Annotated in this window: 23 protein-coding genes; 2 read left to right on the plus strand and 21 right to left on the minus strand. The window is 40.7% G+C overall.

Features of this window, described 5'->3' with window-relative positions:
* Window positions 1-83 precede the first annotated feature (83 nt).
* The 8 genes from AXE77_RS06005 to AXE77_RS06995 all read right to left on the minus strand — a co-directional run bounded on the left by AXE77_RS06005 (window position 84) and on the right by AXE77_RS06995 (window position 4,746).
* Window positions 84-308 (minus strand): DUF7678 domain-containing protein, encoded by a 225-nt coding sequence (locus AXE77_RS06005; protein ID WP_116712577.1) that lies wholly within the window; start codon window positions 306-308, stop codon window positions 84-86.
* Window positions 309-457: 149 nt separating this feature from the next.
* Window positions 458-742 carry a transcriptional regulator gene (locus AXE77_RS06010; protein ID WP_116712578.1) on the minus strand — a complete coding sequence of 95 codons (285 nt, stop codon included), beginning with the start codon at window positions 740-742 and terminating at the stop codon, window positions 458-460.
* A gap of 162 nt (window positions 743-904) precedes the next feature.
* The gene (locus AXE77_RS06680; protein ID WP_165846099.1) at window positions 905-1,069 is read right to left on the minus strand and encodes a hypothetical protein; all 165 of its coding nucleotides are present in this window, start codon (window positions 1,067-1,069) and stop codon (window positions 905-907) included.
* A complete protein-coding gene (locus AXE77_RS06015; protein WP_165846100.1) occupies window positions 1,053-1,703 on the minus strand; it encodes a virulence protein in 651 nt (216 codons plus the stop codon). The genes AXE77_RS06680 and AXE77_RS06015 overlap by 17 nt, the downstream gene beginning before the upstream one ends.
* Before the next feature lie 98 nt (window positions 1,704-1,801).
* Window positions 1,802-3,037 carry a site-specific DNA-methyltransferase gene (locus AXE77_RS06020; protein WP_116712580.1) on the minus strand — a complete coding sequence of 412 codons (1,236 nt, stop codon included), beginning with the start codon at window positions 3,035-3,037 and terminating at the stop codon, window positions 1,802-1,804.
* A 14-nt stretch (window positions 3,038-3,051) separates the two neighbouring features.
* Complete coding sequence (locus AXE77_RS06025; protein WP_116712581.1) at window positions 3,052-3,837, minus strand: S-adenosylmethionine synthetase N-terminal domain-containing protein; 786 nt, start codon at window positions 3,835-3,837, stop codon at window positions 3,052-3,054.
* An 11-nt stretch (window positions 3,838-3,848) separates the two neighbouring features.
* Window positions 3,849-4,400, minus strand: a complete 552-nt coding sequence (locus AXE77_RS06030) for a P27 family phage terminase small subunit (RefSeq protein ID WP_116712582.1) — start codon at window positions 4,398-4,400, stop codon at window positions 3,849-3,851.
* 160 nt (window positions 4,401-4,560) lie between these two features.
* Window positions 4,561-4,746, minus strand: coding sequence for an HNH endonuclease (locus tag AXE77_RS06995; protein WP_240612671.1), 186 nt, complete (start codon window positions 4,744-4,746; stop codon window positions 4,561-4,563).
* A gap of 282 nt (window positions 4,747-5,028) precedes the next feature.
* Between AXE77_RS06995 and AXE77_RS06040 the strand changes: the two genes are divergently transcribed.
* Window positions 5,029-5,442, plus strand: a complete 414-nt coding sequence (locus AXE77_RS06040) for a hypothetical protein (RefSeq protein WP_103014035.1) — start codon at window positions 5,029-5,031, stop codon at window positions 5,440-5,442.
* 59 nt (window positions 5,443-5,501) lie between these two features.
* Here AXE77_RS06040 and AXE77_RS06045 read toward each other — a convergent pair whose 3' ends face one another.
* The 13 genes from AXE77_RS06045 to AXE77_RS06105 form a co-directional block, all read right to left on the minus strand.
* Complete coding sequence (locus AXE77_RS06045) at window positions 5,502-7,940, minus strand: glycoside hydrolase domain-containing protein (protein WP_103014034.1); 2,439 nt, start codon at window positions 7,938-7,940, stop codon at window positions 5,502-5,504.
* A 142-nt stretch (window positions 7,941-8,082) separates the two neighbouring features.
* Window positions 8,083-8,511: a sigma factor-like helix-turn-helix DNA-binding protein gene (locus AXE77_RS06050; RefSeq protein WP_116712584.1), complete on the minus strand. Its 429-nt coding sequence runs from the start codon at window positions 8,509-8,511 to the stop codon at window positions 8,083-8,085.
* Complete coding sequence (locus AXE77_RS06055) at window positions 8,471-9,910, minus strand: SNF2-related protein (RefSeq protein ID WP_116712585.1); 1,440 nt, start codon at window positions 9,908-9,910, stop codon at window positions 8,471-8,473. The genes AXE77_RS06050 and AXE77_RS06055 overlap by 41 nt, the downstream gene beginning before the upstream one ends.
* Window positions 9,891-10,124: a VRR-NUC domain-containing protein gene (locus tag AXE77_RS06060; RefSeq protein WP_240612672.1), complete on the minus strand. Its 234-nt coding sequence runs from the start codon at window positions 10,122-10,124 to the stop codon at window positions 9,891-9,893. Before AXE77_RS06060 ends, AXE77_RS06055 begins: the two co-directional genes overlap by 20 nt.
* A gap of 28 nt (window positions 10,125-10,152) precedes the next feature.
* Window positions 10,153-10,488 (minus strand): hypothetical protein, encoded by a 336-nt coding sequence (locus tag AXE77_RS06065; protein WP_116712587.1) that lies wholly within the window; start codon window positions 10,486-10,488, stop codon window positions 10,153-10,155.
* Between the two features lie 399 nt (window positions 10,489-10,887).
* Window positions 10,888-12,804 carry a phage/plasmid primase, P4 family gene (locus tag AXE77_RS06070; protein ID WP_240612673.1) on the minus strand — a complete coding sequence of 639 codons (1,917 nt, stop codon included), beginning with the start codon at window positions 12,802-12,804 and terminating at the stop codon, window positions 10,888-10,890.
* A gap of 296 nt (window positions 12,805-13,100) precedes the next feature.
* A complete protein-coding gene (locus AXE77_RS06075) occupies window positions 13,101-13,469 on the minus strand; it encodes a DUF7768 domain-containing protein (RefSeq protein ID WP_116712589.1) in 369 nt (122 codons plus the stop codon).
* A gap of 153 nt (window positions 13,470-13,622) precedes the next feature.
* Complete coding sequence (locus AXE77_RS06080; RefSeq protein WP_116712590.1) at window positions 13,623-16,526, minus strand: DNA polymerase; 2,904 nt, start codon at window positions 16,524-16,526, stop codon at window positions 13,623-13,625.
* Window positions 16,527-16,751: 225 nt separating this feature from the next.
* Window positions 16,752-17,300, minus strand: a complete 549-nt coding sequence (locus tag AXE77_RS06085) for a DUF2815 family protein (protein ID WP_004105030.1) — start codon at window positions 17,298-17,300, stop codon at window positions 16,752-16,754.
* A gap of 4 nt (window positions 17,301-17,304) precedes the next feature.
* The gene (locus tag AXE77_RS06090) at window positions 17,305-18,435 is read right to left on the minus strand and encodes a DUF2800 domain-containing protein (RefSeq protein WP_116712591.1); all 1,131 of its coding nucleotides are present in this window, start codon (window positions 18,433-18,435) and stop codon (window positions 17,305-17,307) included.
* Complete coding sequence (locus AXE77_RS06095; protein WP_430886657.1) at window positions 18,428-18,721, minus strand: hypothetical protein; 294 nt, start codon at window positions 18,719-18,721, stop codon at window positions 18,428-18,430. The genes AXE77_RS06090 and AXE77_RS06095 overlap by 8 nt, the downstream gene beginning before the upstream one ends.
* A 27-nt stretch (window positions 18,722-18,748) precedes the next feature.
* Window positions 18,749-18,928, minus strand: a complete 180-nt coding sequence (locus tag AXE77_RS06100; RefSeq protein WP_240611349.1) for a hypothetical protein — start codon at window positions 18,926-18,928, stop codon at window positions 18,749-18,751.
* 101 nt (window positions 18,929-19,029) lie between these two features.
* Window positions 19,030-19,662, minus strand: coding sequence for a sigma-70 family RNA polymerase sigma factor (locus AXE77_RS06105; RefSeq protein ID WP_116712594.1), 633 nt, complete (start codon window positions 19,660-19,662; stop codon window positions 19,030-19,032).
* A 799-nt stretch (window positions 19,663-20,461) separates the two neighbouring features.
* Between AXE77_RS06105 and AXE77_RS06110 the strand changes: the two genes are divergently transcribed.
* Entirely contained in the window at window positions 20,462-21,220 is a 759-nt protein-coding gene (locus tag AXE77_RS06110) for a hypothetical protein (RefSeq protein WP_240612674.1), read from the plus strand.
* Window positions 21,221-21,225 lie beyond the last annotated feature (5 nt).

Raw genomic sequence — 21,225 nt, forward strand, 5'->3', positions numbered from 1 at the left:
TGCTACTCTTAACTCAACCTCAATCTTCAATTTTATTATTCAGTTTCAGTCTTTTAGTCTTTCAGTTTTTAGTTTCTAGTTCTTTAGTTTCTAGCGTCTAGGATCATTTCTAAAGCCTCGTTTGCAAGCTTGCTTGTTGGCATCATGTCCCAGCCTCTATCGTAGTTTGCGATAACCTTGTTATTGTTTTTCAAAGTAAGCTTGGAAATTCTTCCCTGGTTAATCCCGTATTCGCTTGGCTCTTCAAAAACCTTCATACTGTAGCTTACAACCTGATTTTCTACTTTAAGCGTATCTTGTTCCCACATGATTTTTTCTCCTTTTTCTGTGTTTTTTGTTAGTACTATATATCACTCTAAAAGCGCATAATAGCAAGTCATAAATGAGAAAAAATCGCGGATAATTCCACGATTTTTCTCCAGCCTTCCAACCCTATGGCTGACTATCCCCCTTTCTTTTAGCTTCTTTCTTGTTGAATCGCTTGATAAGCTTTTTGAATATCCTTGTCCAAGGTTTCAGCATCCGCAAACAGTTCAAACTCTGTATCGTTTAGTTTTCCTCCGCTTACCTTCCAAAGCTCCTCGTGAGCTTTACTGGCGCAGGTTTTTGCTGTTTGCGCAATGTCGAGCATGCTGATAGCTGAACTAATTTTCCCTTCTTCAGCTTTTTTGATTGCGTTTAATGTGTAGCGTCTGCATGTTTTAACTTCGTTTGCGAGGTTTTGTAAAATTTCTTTTTTCATAAGTTTCTCCTTTGCGCACGTGTTTTTGCTGATACTATATATCACTCTAAAAGCGCGCAATAGCAAGCTTTTAAGCCAAGAAACACCGGGTATTTACACGTTTTTCCCCACCAGTTTTCGCTAATTTTTTTACTCTTAAAAACCGTTAAAATGTTTCTAAAATCATGCTGAAATAATAATCACCCAAAAATCATCTACTACAGTAAAACATACTTTTACAAAAACCTCGTTCTCTTGCTCTAAATTCGCGAAAATTTCTTCAACCAAAGAGCCTGTAGTACAGTCTTCACTCAACACGTACGCCTGGTCTTCACTCGCATACAGCATTACGCTCACCCCCGTTTCTAAAAGCACAGGACCCTTCTAAACGGGAAAGCATAATTTTCCTGTCTTGTTTAAACTCGTCTCCTATAAACCCGAGTCTAAGAAGGAAACATCTGAAAGCATACTTATCGTTAACCTGCTTATGCTTACTATTATTAACGCGTTTAATTTCCACGCTCATTTTACAAAGACTGTTTATAAACTTCGCATAGGATGCCAAGCCTGGTTGGTTAGCCTGCTCAAACCAAGGAAAAATAAGCTTATCATCTTCTTCCTTAATATTAAGACTGTTCACTGCTAACGCTTTTTTAATAAGATCACCCTTATTATCAAGAATTTTCCTAAGCTTTACCACATCAGCCTTATCTTTAGGAAACTCAACACTAAAACATTGCGTACCATCACACGCGCAGACTGGAAGACTTATACCATAGTCAGCATCTAACATGTTTTTTAAATCATCTAAATTTTCTTCACTACTACACGTGACCGTACCATCTTTACTAATGTTGAAAACACCTACCTTGTAAGACATACTTGGAGTTTTTAAGTAAACAGCCTTTACTCCCGTAGAATCCTCTATAGCTTTAATAAGCGGCTGCCTATCTTTTCCTTTTAACCCGTATTTTAATTCCATTTTGCCTCCTTTAGGTTTTTTCGGGTACATATATAAATCACTCTAAAGAAGGTTTTTATCAAGCGGTCGCAAACTATTTTTCATATAAAATACGAGTCTTACTTGTTAGTAAATACTTCAGTAAACGAGTATTCTTTACCGCCTCTTAAAACTTTCACACTCTTATCATTTCCAACCTGCTCAATATAACGTTTCACAATCACGTCACAATATTTCTCGTCAAGCTCGATAGCGTAGCAGATTCTACCCGTCTGCTCGCAGGCTATAAGCGTGCTACCACTTCCAGCAAACGGATCTAACACAAGCGAATTCGTCATACTCGAGTTTTTAATCGGATACGCTAAAAGAGCTATTGGTTTCATGGTTGGATGATCAGCGTTTTTCTTAGACTTTTCAAACTCCCAAACTGAAGTTTCTTTCCTACCCGCATACCACTTGTGTTTACCTTTTTTCTTCCACCCATACAAACACGGCTCATGCTGCCACTGGTAAGGGCTTCTACCCAACACCAGAGACGGTTTCTTCCAAATACAACAACCTGAAAGATAAAACCCCGCGTCCTGGAATGCTTTTCTAAAATTCAAACCCTCCGTGTCAGCATGAAACACGTAGATAGACGCATCATCTGCCATCGCCTGCTCCATGTTCACGAACGAGTTGAAAAGAAACTGGTAAAACTTATCATCCTCCATATTATCGTTTTTAATTTTCCCAGCAGCACCCTCATAGTTCACGTTATAAGGCGGATCAGTAACCACCAGATTCACTTTAGTATCCTCAAGAAGCGTCTTAAATGTTTCTAACTTAGTAGCATCACCGCAAATAACACGATGCTTACCAAGCGTCCACATGTCACCCGTTTTAGAAAAACACGGTTCTTCCAGCTCTTTTTCAACATCAAAATCGTCTTCGTTTACGTCTTTATCAGCATCAAAAATACTGGAAAGCTCCGCCTCGTCAAACCCGAGAAGATCAAGGTTAAAATCAGCTCCTTCAAGCTCCGACAACTCGACTGCTAATAGTTCATTGTCCCATCCTGCGTTAAGTGAAAGCTTATTATCCGCAATAATATAAGCACGCTTTTGTGTTTCAGTTAAATGATTTTCCTTCACACACGGAACTTTTTTAAGACCCAATTTTTGCGCCGCGGCAAGCCTGCCATGCCCCGCGAGAATCGTATTATCCTCCGCCACTAGAATCGGGGAAAGAAAACCAAACTCGCGAATACTTGCCGCTATCTGAGATACTTGCGCCTCAGAGTGCGTGCGAGCGTTTCTCACATACGGGATAAGCTCACTTACGTCAGCCAGATAATACTGCATTTCTTTTTCCATAATCTTTCCTCCCGTTAGAAAAGACCCCAGCAAGCCAGCTTTTCAAAACCACCCACCGAGTCAATATAATCTTTCGCAATTTTCACAATCTGCGAATACGGTTTACCATCAACCATTTCATCCCCGATAGCACAAGAAAACTCAACCACCCGGCCGGTTTCCTGCGCTTTCAAAAACGCGTAAATATTAACCGACACGTCAGCTTTCGTAAGATCTTTACCATGAAGGCCGCCGCCTGTAACAGCATCAGCCATGTCTGACCCGAGTTTTCGGTTAACCGCTCCCGTATCCACGTTGATACCACCCGTCCAGTCGCCTAAAGGATTAACAAACGCTGTCGGATAGTCTTTCAATAAGTCTTCTCGTTTAGCGTGAGACTGGCAGATGATAAGCTTTTCACCATCAAGAACATACTTGCCGTCATACGGATACTTTTCATAAACCTTTCGAGCAATAGTAGAAAGCTTCTTCTGCTCGCCTGTTAGTGGTACGCCTTTAAAAATCCCATTATCAGCGCAACGAACCATACCATCCTGGTTTCGGCTTAAATGCTTATCCTGCGGCACAACCGTAATATCAATCTTTACTTTCCCAGGGCTTAAACGGTGGATAATATTTTTAATATCCTTAAACTTAAACATCACCGTGCTTTCAATAAACACGGCACACTTACCATGCCCAAGCATCACCTCAACAGCAATCTTCGGATTCTCATCAATCTTGTAAGCCAGATCAACAATTGCTCCAGCAATACGATCCGCAATCTTGTCAACATGCGACGGGTTTACTTTTTCTATCATAATTTTTTCTCCTAAATGTTTTTACGTGTAATAAGCAGGCGTTCCATTAAATCGTTTTGAGGTGAAACACCATCAAATTCAGTCGAACAGTTTTCTTTCACAATCTGGAAAATCTCATTCCAAAGCCTGACCGCTTGATTCATGTAGTTAATACCAATATTTATAAAAGGCGATGGTATCGGTTTACCTGTGGTCGGATGCTTGGAAAGAAACCCGAGTTTACTGGTTACTTCCTCGCATTGAATCCAACGAGCACAGCTCATCGCATACCGTTCAATAAGAGGAGATGGCACTTTACTGCTAACACCAATGTCTTTTAGCCACTTCCATGTTTCTTCAAAAATTTCTTTAGCCTGAAGCTGCGTACCGTCTTTTTGCGTGGCGGATAAAAACTCGTGAGGCTGAGGCATTTCAGCACCTTCAAGCTCCGGAATATCAAGAACGCTTAAAGGCCTACCACCGGGGTTTCCTTCACTAGCTTTTTCAACAACCGCTTTCTTTTTACGCCCGGCACCTACGCGTCTGCCGCCACGACCGCCGATATTATTTGATTTTGTAGGCAAACTTTCCGCCTCCTTCCCACGTGAGTTTTAACTATTAAAAAATTTTTGTGTCTGATTTTGCCTATTACCCTTTTGAATACGCTGTTTTTACGCAAAATACCCTGCGCCCGTTCCCCAGGGAATAGGTTTTTAGAGATTTTGACCGCCCCTGGGGTGGTTTTTATTTGTTATGCCAGCGATCTCCACGCTTAGCGTGAATTTTAGAATGACAGCTTTTGCATAGAGAAATAAGATTATTCCTCTCATGCGTTCCGCCTTCAGCAATCGGTTTAATATGATGAACCTGCTCAACAGGCACAAGCATATGGTTCTTCAAACAAAGCTCACAGAAAGGATGCTCTTTCACATAAGAATCCCGCACTTTCTGCCATGCTCTGCCGTAACGCTTGTGAGCATCATAAGGACGCTCGTATTTTTCGTATCGTCTGTTCTCTTGTTTTAAGTGTTCCTCACAAAACCTGCCGTCAGTTAGGTTCGGACAGCCTTGATAAGAACACGGTCTTTTAGGTTTTCTTGGCAAGACTCATCCTCCCTTTTCAAGTAAGATAAATTAACGTAAAATAAGTGAAAATAGTCCGTCTACGACAGTAGTCATCTGCTTGGCTATATAAATTTAAGGAGGTTAGTTATGAAGAAATCTATGTATCAAGCTATACGATTATTCCTTTTTTCATTATTACTCCCTCTTTTAGGACTTATTATCAATTCTCTTAAATCACTCGATTGGGAAATTGTTTATGACTCACCCTTTTTACTCATTGTTATAGCTCATGCACTTGGTTTAACAAAAATTCTTCTTTACTCGATTGTTGTCAATCAAAAAACACTCGAAAACTTAGGAGTTTGTAAAACCATCGCTATCGCGCTTATCGCCCCTGCTATTGATTTATTGATATTACAAGAGTCTCCTCGGCAATTGGGTAGTAGCTGGACTTGCACGTACATTACATTTTTTATTACTCTTGAATGTATCCCAACTATAATTCCAATCATTGTTAAAGAGTTTTTACGAAGAAGAAACCAAAAGCACAAAGGTGATTGAGAATAAAGACACCCTCAATCACCTCCGTGACCTGTTATCTCAATAATTTAACTCTATGATTATTTTGATTTTGCCAGCAAATAATGAGCCATAGCAATACAGCATGCATCTCGTTCTTCATCAGTTGATTCGCCAGCAAGCCGTGCCAGCAATCCAAATCCTAGAATTTTTTCCAGACATCCATACATTTTTGCCTTAATAGAATTTTCCAGTGCTTTAAATGAACTGAAATCTAACCCATCTTGAGCATAAGCAGTATATCTCTTTTGAGCAGTAATACTACTATAATAAGTTGTCATCATATCGCTTAAAGTATGCAAATTTTCATCACTAGCATTACGTAGATTCATTCCTAAATAGATAGCGTCTGCATCATCACAAAAATCTGTAAAATTGCAGCGAATACCAAGTTTATTACTGACATGATTTGCTTTAAAATACTCCGACTGTGCACTACTGTCTGAACCAATAAGAGCATATGCTGTTTTCATACGATCAAGAGATGGATACTTTTGCAGGTACTTATGTAAGTCATCCATGCCTGTTGCAAGATCTCCTGCCCAACCAGTCCAATGATCTGGAGCTAAATTAGAATAAGCATAACAATAAAGCGTATAAGCAAAGTGTGCTATATCGTTTTTACCACCACTTATATCAGCAACTTCGTCACGCTTATTACCAATATAAGTATCCAGCTTATCTTTTAATGCAGGATATTCTTTTTCCATGAATATTATGAAAAATGGGTCTGCAAACGCGCCAGCAATAGCAAATTTCCAATTCGTCATATATGCCTTAGCTAGATAATTAATCACACCTTGAGTCACGCTTAAAGGATGATACTCTAGAACCACCGCATACTTTTGATATACTTTTCGCCATTTATCATACACGCTTTCTAATTGTTGAATGAGGTCTATCACTTTTTCAATTTTTGTTAAACGAGACGTATCTGGATTAGGTGGAGCGACATAAGTAATCTTTGATTGTGGATTGCCAGTTGAATGATTTACACTTCCAACCGCTCCAAAACGTCCAGAATATGCTACTCTGTCAAGATCCCATTTACCTTTATAGCCAGGGATTTCATGGAACTGATCAAACGCCCAATTACTTGGAATAGAAAAGCCTAGATTTCCACTAAAACCTGTAGACATATCAGACACAAATGATGCTACCGCATATCCTGCTTTACTAACACGAGTACAAATATTTCTAGATGCATAAATTCCAATCCGATAACCACCATGCATATTTTCTTTAACAGCTTTGAAGTACGGCAAAATATTGCTACTAATTTCCGGATTCGTTGCATCATAATCAACCGCAAAATAGATTACTGTTGGCGGAACTCCAAGACGTTTAGCTGAAGCAACCGCTTCTTTTGCATGACGAGCTCCATTTTCTGCTGTAAAATGACGTAATTCAGTTGAATACTCTTGAAAAATAGGGAAATATTGAAGACCGTGGCTCACAATTCTTTCCAATTCTCCAGTACGCAATGCCTTAAAATAGTCCTTTTCAGCAGTGTTTTTTTGATCAGGTTCACTCAAATAACGACCAACAATCCTATAACCATCAGCCTTCAAACACTCAGCAAACTCGTCAGTAATCTCAAAACGTGTATCACACGCTACACAAGAACGATTAGGATCACCTTTCGAAGTTAAAAGGCTCATCCATGTTGTTGGATCAACCTTACCTGTAACAGGAATAACATGCTCTGCTTGGAACTTATACAATGCCGACACTATTGCATTATTCCATGTTGAAGTTGGCGTAAGCGAATACCCATTACATGTGAGCGCTACGCTTGCCAACCAAACCCACTCACTCGTTCCCTCACTAATTGTCTTTAAACGTGATCGTGTGCCATTACCAAAATTGCCAGTAGCCTCAGCTGGAGTAAACCCTTCAACAGCTTGTAACACTTGAATCAATGCTGTATTCATCTCACGACCATACAGACCGTCTGTTGGAATAATTCCAGTATAATTCTTATATTTACTGTTAACAGCCTGCTGTGTTACACGAATGTCTTCTTTGCCTCCATACAACGATAACAATTTGAATTGTTTCATTGATAAAAGAACCATCATTAGTTCTAGATCCACAGTAGATGAAATATCTGAAAGACCAATATCACTTTTAAGATCAGAAATAGAGTTTGCTACATTATATGTAAATTCTTCTGTTATGCCTCCATATTCAGCCTCATACCCTTTGCACCAAAGAGCACCCTGAATAATTCCATGAATATTATTACTTTCATCTGTCTGATCAATACCATTTGGCCAGCGCTTCTTAAATCGTGACTGAGTACCTTTCCCAAAATTATTTGCCGTTTCTGTTATACCAAGCTCAATCTGCAAAGCACGAATAAGCCCATTAATTGTATCCCAACCAGTATTCCCATCAGTAATAACTGAACCAAACCCAGGCTTATCACCATAGGTTTTGTTTAACCATTGCTGTGTTAGTAATACCATCTGATCCATGTTGTGCCCTCCTTTTAGGCATGAAAAAAGCCCTGAAAGATTACTCTTTCAAGGCTTAGTATTTATAATTTTTGCTAAGTTTATAATACCATATAGAAGGCTGTAACGTCTCGTATCAGAGCGTACCAAACCGTACCATTTTTCAGATTTGGATTAGATTATCTGGTAAAACCATGTGCTCTAACGCTTTACCATGCCACCTGATAATCGTCATTCTGCTAGCATGGAGTTCTTTACCAATATCCTCCCACGTCATGTTACTCATGTAACGGTAGCGTAAAATCATCTGCTCATCCACGCTTTCAAGCTTTGAAATCACATCCAAAATCTGCTCTTTCAAACTGATAAGCAGCGTGATCTCCATGTTAATCTTCGCTTCTAAATCCATAACCCTTATAAGAGCTTTCACAAACGGAGCTTCTATACTTCGAGTCGTCTGCACATACTCTCGGTCGTATCTTAATGAAGAAACACTTGTAGCAAGCTCACGCAGTCTTACTACCTCATCCATGTCAGCCTTAATCCGTTTATCAAGAAGATAGGCTTGCCGTAAGTATTCTTTTTTGTTCATTCTTACCTCCATTTTGAGGTAAGTTCTCTCTAGAACCCCTTTCCCTCACTTCATTAATTGATAGTCTTGCTTTAACCGACTCGATTAAAGCATCCTGCACTTTAGCCTTCATGCTTAAAGCCCTCATCACATCCTCATCAATCGTGTCCTTAGTGATGATGTGATGGATTACAACCGTGTCGGTTTGCCCTTGACGGTTAAGCCTGGCGTTTGTTTGTTGGTAAAGTTCCAAATTCCAAGTCAGGGAAAACCAGATAAGAGTTGAACCGCCAGCCTGTAGGTTAAGACCATGACCTGCAGAAGCCGGGTGAATCAACGCTACAGGAATCATGCCGGCATTCCAGTCAGCAATATCAGCACTCGTTTTAATCTCACGCACGTTAAAACGATTCTTAATCCGCTCAAGATCATGCTTAAACCAGTAAGCTACAAGCACCGGTTTACCGTTAGCAGCCTCGATTAAATCCTCTAAAGCATCAAGCTTACGATCATGAATATGAACGCTTTCTTTTTTCTCGTTATAAACCGCGCCGCCTGCCATTTGAAGAAGCTTATTTGAAAGAGACGCTGCGTTAATCGCATCAATCTCTTTACCCTCCAACGACACCACCATATCCTGTTTCAGCTCATCATAGAGTTTTCGCTCCTTACCGGATAACTCTACTTTCACCTCGTTTATCACACACGCAGGCATTTTCAAATAGTCTTTCGACTTCATCGAAATCGTAATATCAGCTATCTGCTTATAGATTAAACTCTCAGCACCATCTTTAGGCTTATAGGAAAAAATCATGTGCTGGTTACGCTTATCAGGATTAAAAAAGTTCTGCCGATAATACGTAATATAACGGCCTAGTCTTTCACCCATATCAAGCAGTCTAAACTCAGCCCACAAATCCATAAGCCCGTTAGAAGAAGGAGTTCCTGTAAGACCTACAATCCTTTTAACTTTCGGCCTAGCCTTCAGTAATGCTTTAAAACGTTTCGCCTGATACGATTTAAAACTTGAAAGCTCATCTATCACAACCATGTCAAAATTAAACGGCAGGCCGCTTTTCATTATCAGCCACTCCACGTTTTCACGGTTAATAATATAAACGTGAGCAGGCGTTTTTAGTGATTGAATCCGCTCCTTCTCAGTGCCCGTTACCACAGAATAAGTCAAGTGTTTTAAATGCTCCCACTTTTCTAACTCTAAAGGCCACGTAGTGTTTGCGACCCTAAGAGGAGCGATAACAAGAGTCCTGGAAACATCAAACGAGTCAAGCATAAGGTCGTTAATCGCTGTAAGACTTATAACACTCTTACCAAGTCCCATTTCAAGCAAAACCGCTGACACCGGGTGTGTGATAATAAAATCAGTCGCATACTTTTGATACTCATGTGGCTCGTATCGCATCAATCACACCTCCAATCTGACTCTTCTCATCAACCACGAAAACCTTAAAACCTAAAGCCTGTAAATTCTTCATACGTTTCACCTGTAAGACTCTAGGCTTTTTACCTGGTGCTTTAAGCTCGACAAAACCAATCTTGCCGCCGTTAAGTAAAACCAGCCTGTCAGGAAGCCCGTCAACGGAAGGACTCGTAAGCTTTAAACAAAGTCCTCCCACAGCTTTAACATCACGGACGAGTTTTCGCTCAGTTTCCTTTTCTCTTAAAAAGCCCATCAGATACCTCTTTTGCCATTTCAATGATTTTCTTATCAACTTCGTTTCTCGGCTCATCGGAAACATCGCCGTAAAACACGTCAATATAGTGATTGTTTAACTGTGGGTGATCTTTGAACATGTTGTCCTCAGCGTGTGAGGATACTTCATCAATCATGTTCATGGCTTTTAACAGTCTGTCTTGATCTTTCGCTAAAAGCACCGGGCTAATATCAACCACTAATTGGTTAATCAGACTCTTAGTCAGTCGCATTGTTGCTCCTGCTTGCTTGTAGGTTTCTACTGTTCTCTCTTGTTTGTTAATCATGGTTTATTCCACCTTTCTCAAATCTTATTTTTTATCTATTGAATAGAGTTGTTTCATTCGTTGGTTTTGCCCGTTTACATCAGGCGAATGTTATTTGTGTAGCCATGTATGCTTTAGACCCATCTTTTACTTTTCTCTATATATATACTTATATTTCTTTTATTTTTTTCTCTTATATAAAAAGTAAAGAAAAAGGGTACACTACAATACAAAACCCCTATTTATAAGGCTTTTCTTTCTTGAAAACGTGCATGGTAGCGTGTAGGCAAAGACTATTTTCGTGTATGAAAAAATCCCATAGAACATTTTTCTCTGAACCCGGTTTTTACCATACGAAACATTTGCCTACACGCCAATACATTTTTCAGGAAGTATCTTTCAGTTTTACCGTGCTTTACATCAAAGAAAATCCTCCTGTGCCTGCAAATTGGGATTAATGGAAAGCCCACACCACTGATAGCCTTTACCCGTCCGTTTTTTGCTATAACCCGCTAACAGTAAAGCCTTAGAAAAATCCCTATCGTTTCTAACATATTCACCGTTAAGGTTTGCCCACTGGCGGTAAGACAAGTAAAGACTCCTACTCATCTCCGTTTCATTCACGCCCTTAATGCAATAATCAGTAATGAAATGGCCTATCCAGTCGTTTTCAGCCCGATAAGCGTCCTTAGCCTGCTCTACCACCTTACAAGTAGGGAATTTATAACTGTTTTGGATATAAATCTTGGCTCCTTCAATCATCCATTGAAGTATTGCACCACCTGCTTTTCGCAAAAGTTCATCAACATAGTCTGTTTTCGGATTCTTGATTTCTTTCGTAAACGGTGCAACAAAGATTCTCCGCCACGTTCCCTTATCGTTCGAACCGACTTTCGGCAGATGGTTCGTGTAGAGAATAGTTGAGTGGCTTGGTGTAAACGTAAAAGGAGCATAATATTTCCTCTCAGCTGAAATATCATCCACGCTTGCTATCTGTTTCAGCATGGAAATAGAAAGCCTTTGTCCTTCCTCAGTTTCCGAGGCAAGAATAAACCTTTTACCGCAAAGCTCCGCTAAATCCACTTTCACGTTTTTAGCCCGAGTGGTTAAAGACTCCGCAGGTATTTTCCCCGCATAATCTCCAAGCACGTGTGCTTCCGCATTAAACACGGTCGACTTACCGTTACCGCCTGACCCGTACACTAGCAAAAGCGATTCTTCAAACACTTGACCTATAAGCGTACTACCCGCATGGCTTTGAAGAAATGTTTGAAACTCTTTATCGCCTGCGGTAACCATATCAAGCGTTGTCTGCCACAATCCCATGTTCTCCTGTGAAGGGCAAACAGCGGTCATTTTCGTGCAGTACGAACACGGATCATGTGCTTTTAGCATGCCTGTCTTTAAATCCACGATTCCGCAAGGCGTGTTTAGAATGAAAGCATCACGGTCCAGTTCTTCGTTTGCAACTTCTAGCATGGATTTAGCAAGTTTCAATATTCCGGACACTTTGCTGTGATCATTCATCTTCTTAGCAAACGAAAGATACTGTTTTGCCTGATTCACTTCACTCTTTGCTTTATCCGCCTGCTCTTTATCACCCGATGATTCAGCTTGAATGAACTGTTCGTAAGCTGTCTTAAACTCAACACCGGCATTCTTCAAAACCTTTTTAGCAATAAGCATGTAAAGTTTCATAACTTTAAGCTCAGACGCTTCCCACTTCTTGCCCGTCCAGTAAAGCCAGCCGGCAGACATCGTATAAACAGCCTTATTCTTGTTATGTTTGGCAAAAACCTCAGCCATCGCAATATCTGTTAAATCATCCGGCTTATACTCCTCATATCTTTTGCCATACTCGCTAGGCGGAATATAACCTTCTTGACTTGCTACTTTAAGCCCGAACTTTTTAGCCGAATACCAGATTTTAGATAATTCTGCGTCAGGCAAAGGAGGATTACACCGTTCTGCTTCACTCAAAAACTTCTCATGAGTTTCATCTGTCGCCCCATAACGTTTGATGAGTTTTCCTGCAATATGACTAAGCCTAGAGTTTCTCTGCCCTGATGGTATTTCTTCTGTTCCTGCATCAAATTCACCAAAAGCTTCTTCCGAGAGAAAATCAGTAATTGTTTTTTCACCCTCATAAAGTTCTACCAGCGGAGTTTTAACACCGTAGAGAAAACGTGCCGCATCAAGAGCGTTACTGTCAAAATACGGGAATACTGATTGAATCCTTGTTTTAAGCTCCACATAAGCTTTAGCATCGCTTACTTCTTCAATTGGAAAATACACGTGAAAACGTGGTCTTGCGCATTTCCCATGCTTGTCTTTCATGTGGTTTCTACTATAAGACGCGTAAAAGCACACGTTCGGAAACGCTAAAGCAACATCAAAAGGTGTCACCCAGTCTTTACTAACATCAGAATGGTCGTTATCACAGTCCATCGGAATACAGGTAGATGAAATGAAATTATCTTTAGACCTATAACTGTTAGTAAATTGTGCTGTGACATGGTCAAAAGAGATAGCCTTATTAAAACTATCTCGATCACAGACTTTTATTTCGTTAGGATACAAGCAGTTGCTACTGTTTCCTACACAGGAAGCTGTATAAATTTTGCATTCAAGCATCAATATTCACCCCCTAAATCCTTATCTGTAAAATACTTAATCGGCTGTTTTCGTTTTTCTGCCAGATTGATTTCTACTTGCATGCCGCCTGTGATTTTTTCTCCGAACACCCATAGTTCGTTGCACTTGCCTAAGAGGATAATGTCCATAAACATCGCATCCCCTCTATGCTTTTGATTCTCATCATCCATGAATGGGAAAAGCAGGTGTGGTGTTACTGGGATTGCTCCGCGTGAATACGCGTAAGCCGCACACCGAATAGCATGTTGCACGTTTTTCTCCTTATCTCCACGGTAGGGAGCACAGATGTAGACGATAGGCTTAAAGTTCGGTGTCGTTTCTAAATGTTTTTTATAAGTCTTACTCACTTTTAGTCTCCTTTAACACCACGTTTTTGCTTACTAATATTGTTTTTAATAGTCATTCGCGTATCCTTTTACGTTCTTTCTGAAGGCGGTATTACCTTCTAAATCACAGGCAAAGAAAAAGAGCAGGTTTTTAACCCTGCTCCTAAATTTTTTTTAATCTTTTTTGTAAAACTCGCACTCGTAGCCGTCAGCTCGTAAAAGAAGCCCTTCTGCCCAAGGTGGTGTTCTTCCCATTAGCTCACACACGCTTTGAACACTCACGCTTTTATCAGTTTCGATAATGGCTTCATCATGCACGTGAGCAACGATGCGATATTCTTTCAACGTTTGCATGGCGTAAAGTAGAATGTCACGAGCTATAGCTTGCGTAATATTTTCCACAAATTTAGGCCCATAACTTTCCAGCCGCTCCCATTTTTTAGTAGACCCCACACCCTCATAGGTGACTGATTCGCCACCATACTTGTTTTCTTCCACGCGTGGCTTCACATAGTAAAGGCATCTTTTCGAAGGCAGTTTGATGATAAGAAACCCACTCTTGTAAGTGAACACTATATTGTGTGTTCGAACAGAAATGCGTTCGTGTACACACTGTTTTACAGCTCTGTCCACATCCCACCACAATGAAACAATATGTGGATTAGCAGATCTCCAATCATTAACTAACTGTTGCAAATCATCTTCATGTAAACCCATATCAAGAGCACCCATTGCCTTTAATGCTCCTACTGCACCACCGTAGCCACAGTTATGCACGAGCTTTCCCGATACGGTAAAACGATGATTTGGTCCGGCATTTCGTATGTCATAAACTCGAGCCTTGCTTCGATTAAACGCCAGTTTTTTCTGTGTTGCACTACAGCTGTATTTGCTCTTGATATGATTTCTTCTCTGCCCATTCCTTTCGATAGCATTCTTGTAACTACCGATCTTGCGTATGGCCAATATTGTTGCTCCCACCGTGTTAGGATAGCGTTCTGCTTGTTGTTTTGATTGACTATTCTTGGAACAAAGCGGATATTTCCTTTTTCGTAGTTGCCGTTTGTATTTATCCGATCTAATTCCCAGTCTTTTTGCACATTGTCTACCTCTTGTAAAATCCACAAGCCTGCTTCTAAAACAGAATGGAAGCACCACTTTATCCCTCTTGCACCATAGTTTTTGTAATTTGGATCTCTTGGATTGATGCATCGCTGTTTTGCAGCACTTAGCCGCTTTTCTAACCATATTGGTATTTGTTTCGGCTGTGAGCAAGCTTGACACCCTTTTGATTTGCCCGACTTTAGACTGTTTAAGTCCTGCCATTGGACACTTCCGCACCCTACGCATTGTGTCAGTACATAACAGTGGTTTTGCTTTTGATTCCAGTGTTTCTCTGCACTTATGATTTTCACCCAGCCGTATTGTTCTCCGACCATCTCCGGTTTGTATGAGATGTGTTTTGCAGATGGCGGATTCAATAAACCGTATTGGCTTCGGTTTCCCTTTAACCCAGACGAGATGGTCTGGTGTTGCTCTAAGTCCTTCATACTCGATTACCTCCTTTACACCCTTAAAAACAACTCCGTTATGGTTGACCCAGTTTTCTCCGTCCCACACTTTTTGTTTTGTAGTGACTTCTTCAATTGGAACAAGCCCTTCATCTGTGAGTACAAGTTCACCTTCAGCAATACAAGCGAGTTCCGCGATCTTACCTTTCTGCCGCAGGTGCCCGTTTACTCCGTGTTTTTCAACAGGCACGCTAAACATTTGAGATGCTGACGAGCAGTAAATGTCTTTACCCTCCGCGAATACTCGCATACGCCATTTTTCACCCGCAAGCCAAGCCAAGACTCTCGCTTCGATTGCTGAAAAGTCTGCGACAATAAACTTAAATCCCGTGCGTGGAATAAAAGCAGTGCGGATAAGCTGGGATAAAGTATCCGGAATATCCTCATAAAGCATTTCCAACGCTTCAACGTTTCCTTGTTTAACAAGACTTCTAGCCTCAGCTAGATCAGACAGATGGTTTTGTGGTAGGTTTTGTAATTGCACGAGCCTTCCTGCGAATCTTCCTGTACGGTTTGCACCATAGAAGCGAAACATGCCACGCTCCCGATAATCCATGCAAGCAGCGTTTTTCATCGCCGTATACTTTTTCACCGAAGATTTAGCAAGCTGCTGGCGAAGCCGTAAAACTTCAGCCAACTCTTTACCCACTGTTTTAAGCTCTTTAGCGACTTCTTTTTTACCAAGCGACTCCATTTCAAGCCCATGCTCTTTAAGCCAAGAGCGCATTTGTAACACGGAGTTCGGGTTTTCTAAACCTGTAACATGCTTAAGCTCATCCACGAGATGAGTTTTCACCTCTTGGTCGAGTTTTATGGCTGATTCAACGAAAAGAGGATCTATTTCAATCCCACGGTCGTTTATCTGTTGGTCGAGATAAAACTCCTGCCATAAAAAGTCTGGCACGGGAAAGCGTGAGAGCTTTTCTTGAATACTCATTTCAACTTCCACATCACGCTTGTTATACGATTTAAACAGATCCCACTTTTCCTTATCGTGAAAATACTTGTTTCTTGTTCTTCCACCGTTTACTTTCGTAGGATTACACGGCAGGCAGAAATATTTAATAAGATTCTTACCCTCAGTAAGTTTCTGCTTATCAAGACCCAATACTGCTCCCACGCTTTCCAAAGACATGGGTAGCCCCAGTGTGGCTGACCAGATCATTGTGCAATGCCAGGAGCTTGGGTTTAAAAACAAGCTTTCACTTTTCACTGTTTGACCAGGGTTAACATTGATGCCTTTATCTCGCAGGTAGCGTGATAAGCAGACTCTTTCAAACTGAGCGTTAAACGCCCACTTGGTCACTGTTTCATCTGTTAAAGCAGAAAGCACAACATCCGGTATGGTTTCACCTTGTGCTAAATCAACGACCTGAACTTCACTACCGTCCACACTGTAACCAAAGAGCAGTATCTCAAAATCATCCGATTCTGCGTACTTGTAAACACCACATTTACCAAGATTCACACTCGAAAACGTCTCCAAATCCACACTCAAATTTTCCAAATTACATCACCTCCAAGCTTATAAAAGAGGTGACAGAAAACCTGCCACCCCACTTATAGAATCTTCTAAATCCTATTTTCAGGAATCTTCTAATTCCTATTTAGAATGTGTTTAATATCAACGTAAAGACTCACGAGTTTCTTTACCGTGAAATCAAGAAGTAATACTCCTATAAACACTGAAATAAAAACCGCTATAACAATTTCCATAATTAACTCACGCTCCTTATGCTAGAAAATCATCATCTTCTAAAGTCGTAAAATCATCGGTTGCGAGACTACGTCCGCCGAGTGGTTCACCGTCTCTAATCTTTTGAATATTGCCAAGACCGCAAGCAACTCCCTTATTACCGTTAGAGTTAAACGCGTAGAAGTTGATGGAAACCCTCGCATAGCAGCCTGAATACACTTCACTGCGATCCATGATTGGTTTTACCTGCTTGTCTACAATCTGCGGAGCCGTGGTTGAGTTCGCGTTAATGAAATAGTGTCCTTTATACGCTTCATCATCACGCTCAATATCCCCGTCCCTGAGTGGTGTTTTAAGAGCAGCCTTGTTTGGTTTTTTACCACCGAACTTGCCGACACCTTCCTCAATCGCAGCATCAATAGCTTTCTCAATAGCGTTTACTGTTTCAACATCACTTTTAGGGATAAGCAATGAAACACTATATTTTTCAGGGCCGCCGTTAATAGATTTTGGCTCCCAACCGTTGAAATAGGAAAGACGCGTGTTCTTACCAGTGATAACCTTCGTGTTATTTAATTTAGACATAGTACTAATTCTCCTTTTTGAATTCGTTATTTGCGTTTGAAACATTGACTTTTGCCCGCTTATCAGAGTCTGGTACGAGCGTAAGTTTTCCGGACGGTTTTATAATGAGGTCGCCCAGAATATCCTCAAATTTTTTCTTGCCCATCAGCTTTTGCATTTCCGTTAAACCGATAAGACTAGTTTTGAAAATGTCGGTAAAGCCTGCGGCTTTTGCTTTCTCAATAACAGCTGTCTCGTCCTTAAACTTGCGAACTGAACGTCCTTCCACGAGTTTGAAACCGCTCCACTCTTTCCCGTGGTTAATAGCGGAATCTGTGGCGTACGCTAAAACATCATCAGCCCACTTAGTTAACCGTGGGATAAGCGTGAGTACTTCTTCAATTTCACTATCTGTTAAAACAGATGGCGGTTTGAACTCAAGTTCTGCAAGTTTAAGGTTTTCTTCCGCACGTTTACGGCACGTGGCTTTTGCCCTGCAAAACCTGCACCAGTCACCGGCTTCAAATTCGCCTTCGCCTTTAATAGCAAGCCCTGCTTTAGGTTTAAGCACACTTTCAGCCCAAGAGATAAGCTCTTCGACAGGTAGTGTGAAAGTTGATACGTTGTCACGACGTGGCTGAAAAATACTCATCTCAACAGTTTGTATCTCATACAAGCTGTCGAAAAGCGTTAAAGCTCCAAGAGCGTAGCATTTCATCTGCGGATTCTCGTAAGCATCAACCAGCACGCCTTGACCGTACTTAAAGTCGATAACCTGCAGCGTTTTTTCGCCTACAATAATGCAGTCCGCTGTACCAAACCCATCAGGCACGTAAGCTGAAAAATCAACTTTCTGCTCGATGAGAATAATAGGATCTTGGCAGTTAAGTTTTGCCTGCTCGTATTTTTCCAACACGAAATCCACGTAAGCATCCGAGCATTCCTGCATCTCACTTGAGTCATACTTTGTTGACGGTTTTTCACACGGACGGTTAAGAAGCTTATTCAGCTTGTACTCACACCACGCGTGTGCTGCCGTTCCTTCCTCAGCTGCCACAGAAGTAGTGTTTTCAAACTTTTCTTCTAAAACAGCACTCGGAGTACACTTAATCCACCTGTGAGCAGAAGAAGGGGAAAGTAAAGCATGCTTAGTCACTTGTCATACCTTTCGCCTCTTCAAGAAGCTCAGCGTACTTACTTTCATCAAGTTCTGAAAGCCTGTTAGCTCCGAACTTGACGATAAGCGCTTTTACTTCCGCGGTTTTACCATGTTGGCTAAGTTTTGCTAAAACCGCTCGCACATCCTCTAAACTCACCTTTTTAACAGACTCCTTATTATTAGAAGCTGTTTCTTTACAACCGACACCAGAAGCACCGGCATCATCAAATAGTGTTTTAAGGTGAGCTGTTAAGTTTTCCAAGTCTTTGATGACTTCTTTCATGATTTCGTTTTTCACGGTTTTTCCTCCTTAAATTTCTTTGACATCAACTGACTGAACACTTTTCCCGGGATCTAATAGGTAGACTTGCGAGTAATCACCAAACAGCCAGCGGATAAACCGTTGAGGTAATCGCATCACAGCTCCACGTAGAACCTGTTTCTTCTCACCGTTTTCACCGGTGACGTTAATAACGATCTTGTGTTTCACGAGTTTTGCCTCCTTTCTGTAAGGGGTTTCTTCCTTACACATCACAGGCAAAGAAAAAGGAGGAGTTTTTAACCTCCTCCAAGTAAAATTTCTAGAATTTTTTAACGCGTTTTTCTAAGCTTTTCGAGAGCCTTATCCAGATGCTTTTTCACGCCAGCAGACGAGATACCAAGCATGCTTGCAATCTCTGACTGAGTGTATCCTTCAATAAACATCAAACGAATAACCTGACGTTGCTTGTCTGTAAGCGTTGAAAACGCATGCTCCATTTCTTCTGACATTTCAAAACCATAATCGTTGGTAATAAAACCATAATCATCAGTAGTACTGAGAGCTTCAGCAAGATGACTTTTATCTACTTCAAGCTCGCCATCTGCATCAAAGTCAATCGAGGAATTATAGTTGGGTAGGAAATGCTTGTTAGCAGCGTAGTCAACGTCGTCTTTGTTGGGTTTGTAGCCGTGTCTTTCTTCGAAACGTTTGACGTACTTCTCTTTCCACGCCTTACTTTCAGCTTTTTCTTCAGCAGTTCTAGTTGGACGCAGGTTCTTATTGTTGTAGTAAACCTCGCTGTCATCCATTGAGTGAAGCATCTTAATATCCGCAACGGTTACACCGTTTTCGCCTGGCTTGATTTCGATAGTTTCTTCACTATAACTACTATCTTCATTACGAACACAACTTGTATACTTATATGTTGCTCGATCGTTGCTATTAGTTTTGCGAGTCCTCATGCTCACCCTTCCCGCCTGCAGCGGTAGGGTGAAGACACATACAAAAAAGAGCCGATACTTTATGAAGTACCGACTCTAATACCTGAAAAACAGCCATAGTAGAATAGAGGTACTTCATAGGAGTCATGAAAAACCATGAGGATCCTATTGACGTATCTCATCGCCCTATAGCTAATCAGGCTTTAACTGTTTATTAGTAGTGTCTTATTGATTAATCATTAACCACAATCTTGTTAATTGTTCCAAAAATTCTTATAACATTTACCCGCTCTTTCTTAAGACCCGTATCATGAGTGTAAAAAAGAGTGGAATAATCTCGTTTTTATAACAGTTTGACATGTAAAAACCACACTTGCCTTGAAAGCTACGTGCTTTGAGGTTTAAGCGTTAACAATGTTTTCACCCCCCTTCTCGTTAAACAACACTCGTTTTAGAAAACAAAACGAGCATTAGCCACGCTCTAATAGAGTCCCAACCGTGGCTAATAAAGTCCAACTGTATTTAATAGAATCCCAACAAATCTAATATAATCCCAACCGTATTAATATCAGAAATCCTCACTCCGCAAAAAGTGTTATAGGCCTAACTACTTTTAGTGTTACCGTTAGAGCTTCTGATTAAAACACTTCAGATAAAACGTTCAAGTTATTACTATGCTAAAAATGCTCTTCAAAAAACCTGACAAATACGCACATATACGGGGTTGCATACACGAGATTGCAGGGAAAGAGTATTGCATATTTTTTCATAGAAGCGTACAATAAGAGCAGGGTGTTTTACTATTGTAAAGATGCATAGTATGCCTTCTTATCGAGAAAGAGATATTATGAAAAATATAATAATGCGAAGTCTATCTGTAGTTGTTTCTGCTGCTTGTTTATTTACTTTTTCCCCATTGGCATTTGGACAAGATAATAATGAGAATTATCAGCAAAGACTGGGGGATATATCAACTTATCTGAATCACACACTCAGTGAAAAAGAAATTGATGAGCAGATAAAGGAGACCTCGCGTCGCACTGGTGAGAGCCCTGACTCGATTGCTAGTAGGGTGGAGAAATCGGTTCGTGATTCAGTGTTAGATACTGCGAGGTTCTCTGTAAGAAGTGGGAATACACAGTTACCAAGAGCTCGTCATACAGGAGATATTTTTGTTTCTAATAATTCATCATTTTTCGTTTGGAAGCATGGGCATACTGGAATTTATGTTAATCGTGATGATATTGTCGAAGCAGTAGGGATGTTCCAGAATGCTCATCGAGTATCAAGGAAAAATAGTGTCGCAGCCGGCGGTGCCTCTATTCTTGAAGTAAAAACTTCCCAGGGAAACCGCGATAAAGCGGCGCGTCGGGCAATTGGTTATATTGGTAGGGGTTACAATCCAGATATTACTGATACTAATAGAAATGATTGGGGAGGTCTTAACTGTTCTCAATTAGTGTGGGCTGCATATTATTATGGTGCTGGTATTGATTTGGATACTGGTAGTGGTGAATATGTGTGGCCATATGATATTAAAAATTCTGGATATGTTAGGGAATATCAATATGTTCAGTAGTTGAG

This window comes from Gardnerella massiliensis (assembly GCF_003408845.1).
In the GTDB taxonomy this organism is placed as follows: Bacteria; Actinomycetota; Actinomycetes; order Actinomycetales; family Bifidobacteriaceae; genus Bifidobacterium; species Bifidobacterium vaginale_H.

Coding starts and splice junctions, on each gene's coding strand:
- AXE77_RS06005 (WP_116712577.1), bottom strand. CDS start 308: ATGTGGGAACAAGATACGCTTAAAGTAGAAAATCAGGTTGTAAGCTAC.
- AXE77_RS06010 (WP_116712578.1), bottom strand. CDS start 742: ATGAAAAAAGAAATTTTACAAAACCTCGCAAACGAAGTTAAAACATGC.
- AXE77_RS06680 (WP_165846099.1), bottom strand. CDS start 1,069: ATGCTGTATGCGAGTGAAGACCAGGCGTACGTGTTGAGTGAAGACTGT.
- AXE77_RS06015 (WP_165846100.1), bottom strand. CDS start 1,703: ATGGAATTAAAATACGGGTTAAAAGGAAAAGATAGGCAGCCGCTTATT.
- AXE77_RS06020 (WP_116712580.1), bottom strand. CDS start 3,037: ATGGAAAAAGAAATGCAGTATTATCTGGCTGACGTAAGTGAGCTTATC.
- AXE77_RS06025 (WP_116712581.1), bottom strand. CDS start 3,837: ATGATAGAAAAAGTAAACCCGTCGCATGTTGACAAGATTGCGGATCGT.
- AXE77_RS06040 (WP_103014035.1), top strand. CDS start 5,029: ATGAAGAAATCTATGTATCAAGCTATACGATTATTCCTTTTTTCATTA.
- AXE77_RS06045 (WP_103014034.1), bottom strand. CDS start 7,940: ATGGATCAGATGGTATTACTAACACAGCAATGGTTAAACAAAACCTAT.
- AXE77_RS06050 (WP_116712584.1), bottom strand. CDS start 8,511: ATGAACAAAAAAGAATACTTACGGCAAGCCTATCTTCTTGATAAACGG.
- AXE77_RS06055 (WP_116712585.1), bottom strand. CDS start 9,910: ATGCGATACGAGCCACATGAGTATCAAAAGTATGCGACTGATTTTATT.
- AXE77_RS06065 (WP_116712587.1), bottom strand. CDS start 10,488: ATGATTAACAAACAAGAGAGAACAGTAGAAACCTACAAGCAAGCAGGA.
- AXE77_RS06070 (WP_240612673.1), bottom strand. CDS start 12,804: ATGAAAGACAAGCATGGGAAATGCGCAAGACCACGTTTTCACGTGTAT.
- AXE77_RS06085 (WP_004105030.1), bottom strand. CDS start 17,300: ATGTCTAAATTAAATAACACGAAGGTTATCACTGGTAAGAACACGCGT.
- AXE77_RS06095 (WP_430886657.1), bottom strand. CDS start 18,721: ATGAAAGAAGTCATCAAAGACTTGGAAAACTTAACAGCTCACCTTAAA.
- AXE77_RS06105 (WP_116712594.1), bottom strand. CDS start 19,662: ATGAGGACTCGCAAAACTAATAGCAACGATCGAGCAACATATAAGTAT.
- AXE77_RS06110 (WP_240612674.1), top strand. CDS start 20,462: ATGCCTTCTTATCGAGAAAGAGATATTATGAAAAATATAATAATGCGA.